The sequence below is a fragment of the Thermus hydrothermalis genome (genome assembly GCF_022760925.1).
In the GTDB taxonomy this organism is placed as follows: domain Bacteria; phylum Deinococcota; class Deinococci; order Deinococcales; family Thermaceae; genus Thermus; species Thermus hydrothermalis.
The window spans coordinates 190,831-205,143 of record NZ_JAKTNT010000002.1 but is presented as its reverse complement, the minus strand read 5'-3'; the positions used below and the strand labels follow the sequence as shown (position 1 = coordinate 205,143).

Here is a 14,313-nt window from a genome sequence, read left to right as displayed (position 1 = left end):
GCATCTCCACCAGCTCCGCCGCCACCGAAATCACATAGACCGGGCGGTCCTTGTCCGTGACCCTGTCCATGGTCTTTAGCTCCTCCCGCTAAACCCTACTAACCCTTCTCATTATACGCCCCCTGAAAACCCTAGGCGCAACGAAGCGCGCTTGGCCGCCGCCATCACCCGGGGGGCGAGGAGCCTGGCCGCCTCCAGGGAAAGCCGGCTCGCCGGGGCGGAGAGGGAGATGGCCGCCACCACCTGCCCTGAAGGGCCGAAGACAGGGGCGGCCACGCACCGCACCCCCAGCTCCTTCTCCTCGTTGTCCAGGGCGTACCCTTGGGCCCGCACCTCCCCTAGCTCCTCCAAGAGCTCTTCCAGGCGGGTCTTGGTGTGGGGGGTGAAGGGGGTAAGGCGCAGGCCCTCCGGCACCCCCCTATAGGCCAAGAAGACCTTCCCCACCCCGGTGGCATGGAGGGGGGCCCGGCTACCGGGAGCGGTGAAGAGGCGCACCAGTTGCCTCCCCTCCACCTGGTCCAGGTACAGGGCCTCCTGCTCCCAGGGCACCGCCAGGTTCACGCTCTCCCCCGTTTCCGCCGACAAAGCCTCCATCTCGGGGCGCGCCGCCGAGAGGAGGTCCGGCCGCAGGTACGCCTGGCCCACGGCGAAGGCCCTGGGCCCCACCCGGTACACGCCCCCTTCCTCCGTCACGAAGCCCCGCCGGGCCAAGGACTGGAGGAGGCGGTAAAGGGTGCTCTTGGATAGCCCCGTGGCCTCGGCCAAGGCGGCAAGCCCCGCTTCCCTGGCCTCCGCCAAGGCCTCCAGCACCCGTAGCCCCTTTTCCAGGGTCTTGACCTCGCTTGCCCCCTTTTCCCTCGGCCTCGGCACGGGGGCTTAGGTTAGCATGGCCCGGGCAGTTTTTCAAGATGTGAAAAAGCATTCCGTCTATTGACAAACCCGGCCCCGCCCCCGTAAGCTCGGGGCACCATGAAGGGCGTGGAGATCACCAAAGACCACCCCCTCCTTAGGGAGGTGCTGACGGAGGAGGCCCTGAAGTTCGTGGTGGCCCTGCACCGGGAGTTCAACCCAGTGCGGAAAGCCCTTCTTGCCCGCCGGCACGAGCTTTGGGAGCGGTACAAGGCCGGGGAAAAGCCCGACTTCCTCCAGGAAACCGCCTTCGTCCGGGGCGGGGACTGGCGGGTGGCCGAGGCCCCCCAGGACCTCCTGGACCGCCGGGTGGAGATCACCGGCCCCGTGGACCGCAAGATGATCATCAACGCCCTGAACTCCGGGGCCAAGGTCTTCATGGCGGACTTTGAGGACGCCCTCTCCCCCACCTGGGACAACGTCATCCAGGGGCAGAAGAACCTCTACGACGCCGTGCGCCGCCAGATTGACTTCGTTTCCCCCGAGGGCAAGGAGTACCGCCTAAAGGAGAAGACCGCCACCCTGGTGGTGCGCCCCCGGGGTTGGCACCTGGTGGAAAAGCACGTGCGGGTGGACGGGGAGCCCATCTCCGCTAGCCTCTTTGACTTTGGGCTCTACTTCTTCCACAACGCCCACGAGCTCCTAAAGCGGGGAAGCGGGCCCTACTTCTACCTGCCCAAGATGGAAAGCCACCTCGAGGCCCGCCTCTGGAACGAGGTCTTCAACTTCGCCCAAGATTACCTCCAAATCCCCCGGGGCACCATCCGGGCCACGGTGCTCATAGAGACCATCCTGGCGGCCTTTGAGATGGAGGAGATCCTCTACGAGCTCAAAGAGCACGCCGCCGGGCTCAACGCCGGCCGCTGGGACTACATCTTCAGCTGCATCAAGAAGTTCGCCACCACCGCCCCCATCTTCCCCGACCGGGCCCAGGTCACCATGACCGTGCCCTTCATGAAGGCCTACACCGAGCTCCTGGTGAAGTCCTGCCACATCCACGAGGCCCACGCCATCGGGGGCATGGCCGCCTTCATCCCAAGCCGCAAGGACCCCGAGGTGAACGAGCGGGCCTTCCAGCAGGTGCGGGCGGACAAGGAGCGGGAAGCCTCCCAAGGCTTTGACGGCACCTGGGTGGCCCACCCCGACCTGGTGCCCGTGGCCCAAGAGGTCTTTGACCGCTACCTGGGGGATAAACCCCACCAGAAGCACGTGAAGCGCCTGGATGTAGAAGTGAAGGCGGAAGACCTCCTCCACTTTGAGGTCCCCGGGGGGAAGGTGACGGAGGGAGGCTTGAGGAACAACGTCTCCGTGGCCCTGCAGTACCTGAACCAGTGGCTTTTGGGGAACGGGGCCGCCGCCATCTTCAACCTCATGGAGGACGCCGCCACCGCCGAGATCAGCCGGGCGCAGCTTTGGCAGTGGGTCCACCGGGAAGCCAAGTTGGAGGACGGGCGCACCGTGACCCCGGAGCTTTACCAAAGGATCAAGGAGGAGGAGCTCGCCAAGCTGGGGGGCCGGGAGAAGGAGCGGTACAAGGAGGCGGAGGAGATCCTGGACAAGCTCGTCCTCTCGGAGGAGTTCATAGAGTTCCTCACCCTGGTGGCCTACGAGTACCTGGACTAAGGCCAAGGGCGGGGAAGGGGCGGGGAGCTTCCCCGCCTTTTGCCCTAAAGTGGGAGGAAAGGAGGGAAGCCGTGGGCTTTTTGGAAGAACTCAAGGCCCTTTTGCCGGGCAGGGTCCTCACCCAGGAGGCGGCCCTCGCCCCCTACGAGTCCGACGCCCTCACCGCCTACCGCAGGCGCCCCCTGGCGGTGGTCTTGCCGGAGAGGAAGGAGGAGGTGGTCCAGGTGGTGCGGCTTTGCCACCGCCACGGCGTCCCCTTCGTGGCCCGGGGGAGCGGCACCAGCCTAAGCGGCGGCTCCTTGCCCGTGGAGGGGGGGATCGTCCTTGCCTTAAACCGTATGAACCGCATCCTCAGGCTGGACCCCACCGCCCGCATCGCCGTGGTGGAGCCTGGGGTGGTGAACCTGGAGGTTTCCCGCCAGGCGGCCCCCTTCGGCCTCTACTACGCCCCGGACCCCTCCAGCCAGCCCGTGTCCACCATCGGGGGCAACGTGGCCTTCAACTCGGGGGGGGCCCACTGCCTGAAGTACGGGATGACGGCGAACCACGTGCTGGGCCTCGAGGTGGTGACCCCGGAAGGGGAGGTGGTGCGCCTCGGGGGGGAAAGCCTGGAGGGGGTGGGCCCTGACTTCCACGGCTTCTTCGTGGGCACGGAGGGGCTTTTGGGGGTGGCGGTGGAGATCACCCTAAGGCTCCTCCCCAAGCCCGAGGCCTACCACACCCTCCTCGCCGCCTACGACAGCCTGGAAAAGGCGGGCGACGCCGTGAGCCTCGTGATCCGAAGGGGCCTCCTCCCCGGGGCCCTAGAGATCATGGACCGCCTGGCCATTGAGGCGGCGGAGAAGGCGGTGCGGGCGGGCTACCCGCAGGCGGAAGCCCTCCTCATCGTGGAGCTTGAAGGCCCCAAGGAGGAGGTGGCGGAGGAGGCCCGGGTCCTGGAGGAGGTGATCCGGGAAAGCGGAGCCTACGCCGTGCGGGTGGCGCAAAGCGAGGCGGAGCGGCAGGCCATCTGGAAGGGGCGCAAGGCGGCCTTCAGCGCCGTGGGCCGGCTTTCCCCGGACTACCTGGTCCAGGACGGGGTGGTGCCGCGAAGCCGCCTGGGGGAGGCCTTGCGGGAAATCCAAAGGCTTTCCCAGGCCTTCGGGCTTAGGGTGGCCAACGTCTTCCACGCCGGGGACGGGAACCTCCACCCCCTGGTCCTCTACGACGGCAAAAAGCCGGGAGAGCTGGAGCGGGCCGAGGCCCTGGCCGGAGAGATCCTGAGGCTATGCGTGCGCCTTGGGGGGTCCCTTACGGGCGAGCACGGGATCGGGGTGGAGAAGAAGGCCTACATGCCGGAGATGTTCGCCCAGGAGGACCTTTTCGCCATGGAGAGGGTGAAGGCCGCCCTGGACCCCAAGGGCCTCGCCAACCGGGGCAAGGTCCTCCCGGAGGTGGTCCATGGTTAGGGCCTCCACCCTGGCCGAGGTGGTGGAGGCGGTGCGGGCCTACCCCCGCCTGAGGCCCAGGGGCGGGGGAACGAAGCCCGCCCTCTCCGCCCCCCGGGAGGGGGAGGTGGAGCTAGCCCTCGGCCTTTCCGGCATCCTGGAGTACGAGCCCGAGGAGTTCGTCTTCACCGCCTGGGCCGGCACCCCCGTCGCCGAGGTGGAGGAGGCCCTAAGGGCCCACGGGCAGTACCTCCCCTTCCACCCGCCCCTAAAGGCCCAGGGGGCCACCCTGGGGGGCACGGTGGCGGCGGGGCTTTCCGGGCCCTTGCGCCACCGGTTTGGGGGGGTGCGGGACTTCCTCCTGGGGGTGCGCTTCGTGGACGGGGAAGGGAGGGTGGTGCGGGGCGGGGGCAAGGTGGTGAAAAACGCCGCCGGCTTCCCCTTCCACCGGCTCATGGTGGGCTCCTTGGGGGCCTTTGGCGTCATGGTGGAGCTCTCCTTCAAGGTCTTCCCCTACCCTAGGGCCACGAGGACCCTCCGGGCGGAGATGCCAGGCCTACACGAGGCCCTTTCCGCCCTGGAAAGGCTACGCCTCCTCCCCCTGGACCTCCTGGCCCTGGACCTCATCCCCCCCGCCACCCTCGAGGCCCGCCTGGGGGGCTTTCCCGGGAGCGTGGCGGCCCGCCTGGAGGGCCTAAAGCGCCTCCTGGCCCAGGAGGGGGCCCAAAGGACCGAGGTCCTGAAGGAGGACGAGGCCCACTGGGAGGGGGTGCGGGACCTCCGCTTCCTGGAGGAAAGCCCCATCTGGGTGAAGGTGCCGGCGGGGCCTCTATCCATCCCCCGCCTCGAGGCCCTCCCCTTGGGGCCTAGGCGTTACCTGGACGGGGGGGAGGTCCTCTACGCCGGCACGGGACCCGAGGGGCTAGAGGCCCTAAGGCGGGCGGGCTTTCCCCACCTGGTCCTCCGCGGGGCGGAAGACCCCCTCTACCCCCCGCCCCCCGAGGCCTTTTTCGCCAAGCTGAAGCGGGCCCTAGACCCCACGGGCCGGTTTCCCTTAGGGTGAGAGCATGCAACACCGCATTCCCGTGGAAGCCTTGGGCAAGGAAGGGGAGGTAATGGCCCACGCCATAGAGGCCTGCGTCCACTGCGGCTTCTGCCTCCCCACCTGCCCCACCTACGTGGTCCTGCAGGAGGAGATGGACTCCCCCAGGGGGCGCATCTTCCTCATGAAGGAGGTCTTGGAAGGGGCCCTGCCCCTGGAGGAGGCCCTCCCCTACCTGGACCGGTGCCTGGCCTGCCAGGCCTGCGTCACCGCTTGCCCGAGCGGGGTGCCCTACGGCGAACTCATCGCCACCTTCCGCCTCCACACGGAGGAGAAGCGCCACCGCTACCCCCTGGAAAGGGCCTACCGCCTAGCCCTCCTCCGCACCCTCCCCTACCCCGAGCGCTTCCGCCCCCTGGCGGCGCTGGCCACCCGGCTTAAGCCCCTCCTTAAGCCCCTGCCCCTGCCCAAGCCCCTTAAGGCGCCCTTAGCCCTCCTCCCCGAGCGCCTGCCGGAGGAAGCCCCCTACCTAGAGGTCTACCCCGCCAAGGGGGAGAGGAAGGCCCGGGTGGGGCTCCTCCTGGGGTGCGCCCAGAGGGTCCTCCGCCCCTCCATCAACGAGGCCACCCTCCGGGTCCTCCAGGAAAACGGGGTGGAGGTGGTGGTGGCCCGGGAACAGGTCTGCTGCGGAGCCCTAAACCTCCACGCCGGGGACAAGGAGGGGGCAAGGGCCCTCGCCCGCAAGAACCTAAAGGCCTTCCAGGACGTGGACTACGTGGTCACCAACGCCGCCGGTTGCGGCTCGGGGATGAAGGAATACCCCCTCCTCTTCCTGGGGGAGCCCGAGGAGGAAGAGGCCAAGGCCCTGGCCGCCAAGGTCAAGGACCTCACCGTCATCCTGGACGAGCTCGGCTTCACCCCGCCCCCACCCCCCAAGACCCCCTTAAGGGTGGCCTACCACGACGCCTGCCACCTGGCCCACGCCCAAGGGGTGCGGGAGGCCCCCCGGAGGGTCCTGAAGGCGGCGGGGGTAGAGATCCTGGAACCCAAGGAGTGGGAGCTCTGCTGCGGGTCCGCCGGCACCTACAACCTCTTCCAGCCGGAGATCGCCGAGGCCTTAGGGAAGCGCAAGGCGGAAAACCTTAAGGCCACCGAACCCCACCTGGTGGTTACGGGCAACATCGGCTGCCTCACGCAGATTAGCGCCTACCTCCAGGGCATCCCCGTCCTCCACACGGCAGAACTCCTGGCCCTCCTCTACGAGGGGAAGAGTCCCCTCGAGGGCAGGTAGAAAGCGAGCCTAGGGGACTGCCTGAGCTCCGCCATGGCCCAGGTGGAGGAAGCCCCTCTCCTCTATAAGGACCAGGGCTTTGACCCAACCGACCTGGCATGGAAACTCTCCTGAAAGATGCCTTCTTCCACGCCCTGCAGGCCACGGACCCCTACCGCCTCACCCTAAAGGCCCTTCCCCCTTCCCGGCCCGACCTGGTCCTCGCCGTGGGCAAGGCGGCGGCCCCCATGCTTCGGGCGGCCCTGGACCGGTACGGGGAGGTCCCCTACCACCTCACCCTGCCCCAAGGCCAAGACCCCTTGGGCCTGAAGGCGGTCTTCGCCCGCCACCCGGTGCCCGATGGGGAAAGCGTGCGGGCGGCGGAGGAGGTCCTAAGCCTCCTCGCCGCCCTTTCCCCCAAGGCCCGGGTCCTCGCCCTCCTCTCCGGGGGCGGGAGCGCCCTCTGGTGCGCCCCTTTGGGGATAAGCCTGGAGGAAAAGCAGGCCCTCACCCAGGCCCTCCTCCAAAGCGGGGCGAGCATCCGGGAGATCAACGCCGTGCGCAAGCACCTCTCCCGCATCAAGGGGGGAAGAGCCCTCCTCGCCACCCGGGCCAGGGTCCACGCCCTCCTCCTCTCCGACGTCCCCGGGGACGACCCCAGCGTCATCGCCTCCGGCCCCTTCCACCCCGACCCCGCCACCTACCTGGAGGCCCTGGCGGTCTTGGAGCGGTACGGCCTGGCCTTTCCCGAGGCCCGGGCGGTGCTGGAAGCGGGGGCCGAGGGGCGGCTTCCCGAAACCCTCAAGCCGCAAGACCCCGCCCTTAGGCGCCTCACCTGGCGCCTGGTGGGCACGAACCTCCACCTTCTAAGGGCGGCCCAGGCCTTCCTGAAGGGCCAAGGCCACCGGGCCGTGGTCCTCTCCGACCGCTTCGGGGGGGAGGCCAGGGCCCTCGCCCGCTTCCACGCCGAGCTGGCGGAGACCATCCGCGCCCACGGGGTGCCCTTTCGCAAGCCCCTTTTCCTCCTCTCGGGGGGAGAGGCTCAGGTGAGGGTGACGGGCCGGGGCAAGGGGGGGCGGAACCTGGAGTTCCTCCTCGCCCTCTACGCCCATCTCCCAAGGCCCCTCTACGCCCTGGCGGCGGACTCCGACGGCCTGGACGGGAATAGCGGGGCGGCGGGCGCCCTCCTCACGCCCGAGGTCTGGGCGCGGGGCCTAGACCCCAGGCCCTTCCTGGAGGAGAACAATAGCCTGGGCTTTTTCCAAGAAATAGGCACCCTCCTCCACACGGGCCCCACGGGCACGAACCTGAACGATTTTCGCCTCCTCCTGGTAGACTGAAGGGGTTGACGAGCCTCTACGTCCACGTCCCCTTCTGCCCCACCCTTTGCCCCTACTGCGACTTCCACGTGGTGCGCCGGGGGCCTGGGTGGGTGGAAGCCTACCTGAGGCGCCTTAGGGAGGAGGCGGAAGCCCTCCACGCCCGCTACCCCCATCCTCTAAAGACCCTCTACCTGGGCGGGGGCACGCCCAGCTACCTGCGGGACCAGGAGCTTTTGGCCCTCTTCCAGGCCCTCCCCTGGCCCTTGGCCGAAGGGGCAGAGGTGACCCTCGAGGCCAACCCCGGCACCCTGAGCCCCGCCCGGCTCCGGCTCCTCAAGGACCTGGGCGTCAACCGGCTCTCCTTGGGGGTGCAGAGCTTCCAGGACCCGGTGCTCCGGTTCCTCGGCCGGGCCCACGGGCGCAAGGGGGCCCTGAGGGCGGTGGAGCTCGCCCTGGAAGCGGGCTTCCGCCTTTCCCTTGACCTCATCCTGGGCCTCCCCATGCAGGACGTGGAGAAGGACCTAAAGGAGGCGGCAAGCCTTGGCCTAGGCCACGTCTCCGCCTACACCCTGCAGGTGGAGAAGGGAACCCCCTTCGCCCTCCTGGGGCTAAGGGAGGATCCGGAACGGGAGGCCTGGGCCATGGAGCGGGCGGAGGAGATCCTGGGGGAAGCAGGGCTAGAACGCTACGAGGTTTCCAACTTCGCCCGCCCTGGGGAGGAGGCCCAGCACAACCTGGTCTACTGGCGCAACGGCTTCTGGCTCGCCCTGGGGCCTTCCGCCACCGGGCAGTACCCCGGGGAAGGCCCAGCCTACGCCCTGAGGCGCACCCACCCTCCCCTCCCCCGCTGGCTCGCCAAAGAAGCCCCAAGGGAAGAGCCTATAAGCCCCCTGGAGCACGCCAAGGAAAGCCTCATGCTGGGTCTAAGGCTTCGGGAGGGGGTGGACGTGGCCCAGGTGGAGGCAAGGGTAGGCCTCACCCTCTTCCCCCGCCTGGCAGGGCGGGCCCGGGAGTTGGCGGAAGCCGGCCTCCTTCGGGTGGAGGGAAAGCGGCTACGCCCCACCCCCAAGGCCTTTCCCCTCCTCCACCGGGTGGTCCTGGCCCTTTGGGAAGCCCTTGAAGGCCCGGAAGGGGCGGGCTAAACTTTGACCAAGTCTAAGGAGGTGGCCCATGGACCTGAAAGCCTTGGCAGAACAGGTGGCCCAGGCCCAACCCTTCACCCAGCACCTGGGGGCGGAGGTGGTGCGGGTGGAGGGAGAGGTAGTGGAGTTCGCCCTAGAGGTGCGGCCCGAGTTTTACCAGCACCTGGGGGTGGTCCACGGGGGGGTCATTAGCGCCCTCTTGGACAACGCCCTCACCTTCGCCGGGGGGCTCGCCCTGGGCCCCAACGTCCTCACCGTGGAGTTCAAGGTGAACTTCCTCCGCCCGGCCAAGGGGAAAAGGCTTCGCGCCCTAGGCCGGGTGGTCCACGCCGGGAAGCGCCTCGCCGTGGTGCAAGGGGAGGCCTACAGCGAGGAGCCCGAACCCCGGCTCATCGCCTTGGCCCAAGGGACCATCAGCCAAGTCTAGGCCAGGGCCAGCGCCTCCCGGGCCCGGTCCGCCAGGGCGAAGAAGCGCTCCTTGGTGAGGGGGACCTTCCCCGTGACCAGGCCCTTGCCGGGCTCGTAGTGGGCGTGGAGGTGGATGTGGGCCCGGGGCAGGCGGAGGCCGATGCGCTTCAGCTTGGCGTGGCGGGGGGAAACGTCCGCGAGGAGGAAAGGCTCACCCAGGGCGTCGGAAAGGGAGGCGGTCATGATGGTGGTGGGGAGGTCGTAGGGCCTTTCCATGCGGTAGATGAAGTCGGGGAAGTCCGCCTCCTTTTCAAAGCGGACGCCCCTTTCCTTGGCGTACTCCCGCATCCAGGAAAGGAGCTCCACCCAGGCCTGGTACAGCTCGCGTTCGTGGGCCGCGCTCATGGCCCGAGTATACCCCGAGGAAGCCTCGCCGCAAACCGAAAACCCCCAGGGGGATCCCTGGGGGTCCAGCCTGGTGGGCGCGAGTGGACTTGAACCACCGACCCCTACCGTGTCAAGGTAGTGCTCTGGCCACCTGAGCTACGCGCCCGCGCTTTTGGAGGCGCCGGCCGGATTCGAACCGGCGAATGGAGGTTTTGCAGACCTCTGCCTTACCACTTGGCTACGGCGCCAAGCCGTAAGGTAGCTTAGCACGGGGCCACGAGGAGTGTCAAGAAAGCCCATAACCAAGGGAAAGGTGCTATGATGCCAGGCAATGAGCGACGTTTTCGTGCGCCTCAGGCGGGGGCGGTGGCCCTTCTCCAAGGGGCTTTTGTTGGAAGCCCTCCTGCCCTTAGGGGTCCCCCTCGAGGCCGCCCAGGCCCTGGCCCACACCGTGGAGGAAAGGCTTAAGGAGGAGGGGCGCAAGGAGGTAACCCCGAGGTACCTCCGCCAGGTCCTCTTGGCGGAAGCCGCCAAGGCCCTAGGGAAGGAGGCGGCGGAGGCCCTGGCCCAAAGGACCTTGCCTTTTGAGGAAATCCTGGTCCTGGAGGGCAAAAGGCGCCGCCCCTTCTCCAAGGGGCTTTTGGTGCGGAGCCTGGAGGAGGCGGGGCTTTCCTTAAAGGAAGCCCACGAGCTCGCCAAACGGGTGGAGGAAAGGCTACGCCAGGAGGGCGTGCGGCAGATCGCCGCCCGCAGGCTAGAGGAGGTGGTGGCCCAGGAGGTGGCCAAGGCCAAGGGCCAGGCGGCGAGGCGGCGCTACCTGGAACGCCGGGCCTTCGCCGGGGAGCTCTTTGTGGAAGAGGAGGGCGGCGAGCCCCGCATGCCCTTCTCCAAGGGCATCCTGGCCCAGTCCCTCATGGGCATCGGCCTCTCCCCGGAGGGGGCCTACCGCCTGGCCCGGGAGATTGAGGGGGCCTTGCGGCGGGAAGGCCTTAAGGTGATCCGCCGCCCGGAGCTTCGGGAAAGGGTCTACCAGGCCCTTCTCAAGGAGGCGGGGGAGGAGGTGGCCCGGCGCTACCTCCTCCTAAGGCACCTCCGCCGGAGCGCCCGGCCCGTGCACATCCTCATCGGCGGGGTCACGGGGGTGGGCAAGAGCGTCCTGGCCTCGGCCTTGGCCTACCGCCTGGGCATCACCCACATCGTCCCCTCGGACGCCGTGCGGGAGGTCTTCCGCGCCTCCTTGTCCAAGGACCTCCTCCCCACCCTGCACCTCTCCACCTTTGAGGCCTGGAAGGCCCTCCTGCCCGAACTTTCCCAAGAGAGCCACGAAGCGCGGGTGCTGAGGGGCTTTCTGGACCAGGTGGCCCGGGTAGCGGTGGGGCTCAGGGCCATCCAGGAACGGAGCGCCCTGGAGGGGACCTCCATCGTCCTCGAGGGGGTGCACGTGGTGCCCCGCTACCTGGAACACCCCTACCAGGACCGGGTCCTCACCGTGCCCATGCTGGTCTACCTGCAGGACGAAAGGCTTCACCAGGACCGCTTCCGCCTCCGGGACCGGGAAACGGGCCACGCCCGGCCCAAGGAAAAGTACCTGGCCCACTTCGCCGAGATCCGCCTGATCCAAGAGCGCCTCCTCCTCTGGGCCCAGGAGGAGGGCATCCCCCTCATCCCCGGGGAGGACCTGGACGAGGCGGTGGAGAAGGCCCTGGAGGTGCTGGTGGCCTACCTCGAGGCCCGGGGCCAGGCGGAGGTGGCCCGTGCTTGAAGCCTTAGCCTTTTCCCTCCTCCTCGCCCTGGCCTTCCGTTTGGAAAGGCGCCTGCCCCTTTGGGCGGTGGGGGTCTGGCTAAACCTCCTCTACTTCGTCTACCAAAACGAGCTGGGCTCGGGCTGGCTCGCCTACCTCAGGGGGCTTGGGGCGGGGCTATTCCTGGCGGCGGGCTACGGGCGGCCGGACCTGGCCTGGGCCCTCACCCCCTGGCCCCTCCTCCTCTACCTAAGGCTGGACGTAAGGGAGTTCCTCCTCTACCTCCCCACCCTGGGGGAAGGGATGCTCCTGGGAAGCCTCCTCTACTTGGCGGGTTTCCGCAAGCGGTAGAGGAGGTAGGGAAGCCCAAGCCCCAAGGCCCCCCCGAGGAGGAAGGGCCAAGGGTGGCCGAAGAGGAGCTGGAGGAGGAAAAGCACCCCGTAGAGCCCCAGGAAAAAGGGCACGGGGAAAGGCTTCTCCCCATAGGCCACCCCCATGGTGGCCACGAAGAGGCCCACGGCCAGGGCCATCCCCTCTTGGTTTGGGCGCAGGAAGAGGAAGTAGGCGTAAAGGGCCACCCCAAAGAGGGCAAGGGCTTGGGAAAGGCGGTTCGGGCTCATTCCTGGACGAAGCGGCGGACCAAAACCTGGGAAAGGACCAGGGCCACCCCGCCCCAGGCCACCTGGGGCTCCCGCCCTAAAAACCCCATGACCGCCGAGAAGACCCCGGCCAGGAGGAAAAAGGGGACGTACTTGGGGTTCACGGTGAGCCCCAGGACGAAGGCCACCAAAAACCCCGCTACCCCCGGGGGAAGGCTCGCCCCCAGGTAGAGGAAAAGGAGCATGAGAAGGATGGTGATGGCCCCCGCCAGGTAGTAGGCCCCGGGGAAGGGCTCGGGCACCTTCTTTCGGACGCGCTTGGCCTCCGGCATACCCGAAGCCTACCAGAGGCCTGCGGCCTTCGCCACCCTCTCGAGGGTGGCCGGCACCGGGGAGTCAAGCCGCGCCACCCGTTCCGCCGTGGCGGGGTCCTTGAGGCCGTGGCCCGTGAGGGTGAGGACCACGGTACTTTCCGGCTCCAGGCGGCCTTCCTTAAGGAGCTTCCACACCCCGGCCATGGCGGCGGCGCTGGCCGGTTCGCAGAAGATGCCCTCCTCCTCCGCCAAGTAGCGGTAGGCGGCCAGGATCTCCTCGTCCGTGACCGCCTCTATCCTCCCGCCGGACTCCTCCTTGGCCCGCACCGCCCCCTCCCAGCTCGCCGGGTTGCCGATGCGGATGGCGGTGGCCAGGGTTTCCGGCTTCTCCACCGGGTGCCCCAGGACCAAGGGGGCCGCCCCTGCCGCCTGGAAGCCCAGCATGCGGGGAAGCCGCCTAGCCTTCCCCAAGGCGTGGTACTCCTTGTAGCCCTGCCAGTGGGCGGTGATGTTCCCGGCGTTCCCCACGGGGAGGGCGTGGTAGTGGGGCGCATCCCCGAGCTCGTCCACCACCTCAAAGGCCAAGGTCTTCTGGCCTTCCAGGCGGAAGGGGTTCACGGAGTTCACCAGGGCCACGGGGTAGCGCTCCGTGAGCTCCCGGGTGAGCCTTAGGGCCTCGTCAAAGTTCCCCTCCACCTGGACGATGCGGGCCCCGTGCACCAGGCTTTGGGCCACCTTGCCCAGGGCCACGTACCCGGCGGGCAGGACCACGATGGCCCGAATCCCGGCCCGGGCGGCGTAGGCGGCGGCCGAGGCGGCGGTGTTCCCGGTGCTGGCGCAGGCGATGGCCTCCGCCCCCGCCTCCACCGCCTTGGAAACCGCCAAGGTCATCCCCCGGTCCTTGAAGCTCCCCGTGGGGTTCAGGCCCTCGTACTTGGCGAAAAGCCGGATGCCCCTCTCCCGGGCCTCCTTGGGGCCCTTGAGGGGGATTAAGGGGGTGGAGCCCTCCAGGAGGCTCACCACCGGCGTCCTCTCGGAAACCGGCAGGTGGGGGCGGTAGCGCTCTATGAGGGGAAGGCGCATGGGGATATGCTCCCAGGGAAGGGGCTAGCGGGTCAAGACCTCGGGGAAGGGGTTTCCCTCGGCCAGGGGCGGCCTGGCCCGGGGGGCGGGCAGGTGCCCCGGGGCCCCGGAGAGGAGGCGGAGGAGGTCGGCGAAAAGCCCGCTCGCCGTGGCCCCACCCCCCGCCCCGGGCCCCGTGACGAAGACCTCCCCCAAGGGGTGGGTGCGCACCCAAAGGGCGTTGCCCTGGGCCTGGGCCAAGGGGTGGCCCTGGGGCAGGTACCGGGGGGCCACCTCCGCCCGCCACCTGCCCCCTGCCCCGTAGAGGCTTGCCACCAGGCGCACCCGCTTCCCTTGGGCCTCCGCCTCTTTTAGCGCTTCCGGGGTGAGGCGGGTAATCCCCTTGGCCGCCACCTCCGAGAAGGGGAAGCCGGGGTCTAGGAGGAGGCGGGCGAGGAGGGTGAGCTTGTGGGCGGCGTCTATTCCCTCCACGTCCAGGCTGGGGTCGGCCTCGGCGTAGCCCAGGCGCTGGGCCTCGGCCAGGGCCTCGGCGTAGGTCCTGCCCTTTTCCATTTCCTGGAGGATGTAAAGGGTGGTGCCGTTCAGGATGCCGTGGAGCTCCAAGACCTCGCTCCCCCTCAGGGTTTCCAGGAAGGAGAGGGCGGGGGTGCCCGCCATGACGCTCGCCTCGTGGTAGAGGAGGCCCTCCTCGGCGAAGGGGCGAAGGACCTCCCAGGCCTCGGCCAAGAGGGCCTTGTTGGCGGTGATGAGGGGGATGCCGGCCTCGAGGGCAGGGAGGACGAGCTTCAAGGGCGCCTCCACCCCCCCAAGGGCCTCCACCACCACGTCCGCCTCCAGGAGGTCAAAGGGCTCCACCCGGAGGAGCTCTTGGGGAATGGCCCTGGGCTTGGCCTTGTCCCGCACCAACACCCCAAGGAAGCGGGGGACAAAGCCTAAAGCGGCGAGCTCCTCCTGCCGCTCCTGGACCAGGGTGTAAAAGGCGCTCCCCACGGTGCCCCCTCCAAGGAGGGCGAGGTTTAGCCGTTCCATGGAAGGGATTATAGGC

General features: G+C 68.5%; 15 protein-coding genes and 2 tRNA genes. 9 read left to right on the top strand and 8 right to left on the bottom strand.

Annotated elements, in window-relative coordinates; translation table 11 throughout:
* Positions 1-111: 111 nt before the first annotated feature.
* On the bottom strand, positions 112-870 hold the full coding sequence (locus L0C60_RS02255) for an IclR family transcriptional regulator (RefSeq protein WP_234504672.1): 759 nt from the start codon (positions 868-870) through the stop codon (positions 112-114).
* Between the two features lie 99 nt (positions 871-969).
* Here L0C60_RS02255 and aceB point away from each other — a divergent pair, with 99 nt between their 5' ends.
* The 7 genes from aceB (at position 970) to L0C60_RS02220 (ending at position 9,162) form a co-directional block, all read left to right on the top strand.
* On the top strand, positions 970-2,532 hold the full coding sequence (gene aceB / locus L0C60_RS02250; protein WP_234504670.1) for a malate synthase A: 1,563 nt from the start codon (positions 970-972) through the stop codon (positions 2,530-2,532).
* A 71-nt stretch (positions 2,533-2,603) separates the two neighbouring features.
* Positions 2,604-3,980: an FAD-linked oxidase C-terminal domain-containing protein gene (locus L0C60_RS02245; RefSeq protein ID WP_234504666.1), complete on the top strand. Its 1,377-nt coding sequence runs from the start codon at positions 2,604-2,606 to the stop codon at positions 3,978-3,980.
* On the top strand, positions 3,973-5,022 hold the full coding sequence (locus tag L0C60_RS02240; RefSeq protein WP_234504665.1) for an FAD-binding protein: 1,050 nt from the start codon (positions 3,973-3,975) through the stop codon (positions 5,020-5,022). The genes L0C60_RS02245 and L0C60_RS02240 overlap by 8 nt, the downstream gene beginning before the upstream one ends.
* Positions 5,023-5,026: 4 nt before the next feature.
* Complete coding sequence (gene glcF, locus L0C60_RS02235; RefSeq protein WP_234504661.1) at positions 5,027-6,292, top strand: glycolate oxidase subunit GlcF; 1,266 nt, start codon at positions 5,027-5,029, stop codon at positions 6,290-6,292.
* Between the two features lie 98 nt (positions 6,293-6,390).
* A complete protein-coding gene (locus L0C60_RS02230; RefSeq protein ID WP_234504659.1) occupies positions 6,391-7,611 on the top strand; it encodes a glycerate kinase type-2 family protein in 1,221 nt (406 codons plus the stop codon).
* A gap of 5 nt (positions 7,612-7,616) precedes the next feature.
* A complete protein-coding gene (gene hemW / locus L0C60_RS02225) occupies positions 7,617-8,735 on the top strand; it encodes a radical SAM family heme chaperone HemW (RefSeq protein WP_234504657.1) in 1,119 nt (372 codons plus the stop codon).
* Between the two features lie 28 nt (positions 8,736-8,763).
* Positions 8,764-9,162 (top strand): PaaI family thioesterase, encoded by a 399-nt coding sequence (locus tag L0C60_RS02220; protein WP_234504645.1) that lies wholly within the window; start codon positions 8,764-8,766, stop codon positions 9,160-9,162.
* Here the strand turns inward: L0C60_RS02220 and L0C60_RS02215 are convergent.
* The 3 genes from L0C60_RS02215 to L0C60_RS02205 all read right to left on the bottom strand — a co-directional run bounded on the left by L0C60_RS02215 (position 9,159) and on the right by L0C60_RS02205 (position 9,778).
* Positions 9,159-9,548, bottom strand: a complete 390-nt coding sequence (locus tag L0C60_RS02215) for an NADH-quinone oxidoreductase subunit 15 (protein WP_234504644.1) — start codon at positions 9,546-9,548, stop codon at positions 9,159-9,161. The genes L0C60_RS02220 and L0C60_RS02215 overlap by 4 nt on opposite strands.
* Positions 9,549-9,619: 71 nt before the next feature.
* Positions 9,620-9,696, bottom strand: a tRNA-Val gene (locus L0C60_RS02210).
* A 7-nt stretch (positions 9,697-9,703) separates the two neighbouring features.
* Positions 9,704-9,778, bottom strand: a tRNA-Cys gene (locus tag L0C60_RS02205).
* An 83-nt stretch (positions 9,779-9,861) separates the two neighbouring features.
* Between L0C60_RS02205 and L0C60_RS02200 the strand changes: the two genes are divergently transcribed.
* Positions 9,862-11,292, top strand: coding sequence for an ATP cone domain-containing protein (locus tag L0C60_RS02200; protein WP_234504642.1), 1,431 nt, complete (start codon positions 9,862-9,864; stop codon positions 11,290-11,292).
* Positions 11,285-11,623, top strand: a complete 339-nt coding sequence (locus L0C60_RS02195) for a hypothetical protein (protein ID WP_234504640.1) — start codon at positions 11,285-11,287, stop codon at positions 11,621-11,623. The genes L0C60_RS02200 and L0C60_RS02195 overlap by 8 nt, the downstream gene beginning before the upstream one ends.
* Here the strand turns inward: L0C60_RS02195 and L0C60_RS02190 are convergent.
* From L0C60_RS02190 to L0C60_RS02175, 4 genes are read right to left on the bottom strand one after another with little or no spacing between them, the layout of a single operon-like run.
* The gene (locus L0C60_RS02190) at positions 11,596-11,892 is read right to left on the bottom strand and encodes a hypothetical protein (protein WP_234504638.1); all 297 of its coding nucleotides are present in this window, start codon (positions 11,890-11,892) and stop codon (positions 11,596-11,598) included. The two genes, L0C60_RS02195 and L0C60_RS02190, sit on opposite strands and share 28 nt — an antisense overlap.
* Positions 11,889-12,203, bottom strand: a complete 315-nt coding sequence (locus L0C60_RS02185; protein ID WP_234504636.1) for a hypothetical protein — start codon at positions 12,201-12,203, stop codon at positions 11,889-11,891. Before L0C60_RS02185 ends, L0C60_RS02190 begins: the two co-directional genes overlap by 4 nt.
* Positions 12,204-12,212: 9 nt before the next feature.
* Positions 12,213-13,268 carry a threonine synthase gene (gene thrC / locus L0C60_RS02180; RefSeq protein ID WP_234504634.1) on the bottom strand — a complete coding sequence of 352 codons (1,056 nt, stop codon included), beginning with the start codon at positions 13,266-13,268 and terminating at the stop codon, positions 12,213-12,215.
* 24 nt (positions 13,269-13,292) lie between these two features.
* The gene (locus L0C60_RS02175; protein WP_234504631.1) at positions 13,293-14,297 is read right to left on the bottom strand and encodes a homoserine dehydrogenase; all 1,005 of its coding nucleotides are present in this window, start codon (positions 14,295-14,297) and stop codon (positions 13,293-13,295) included.
* Positions 14,298-14,313: the final 16 nt, after the last annotated feature.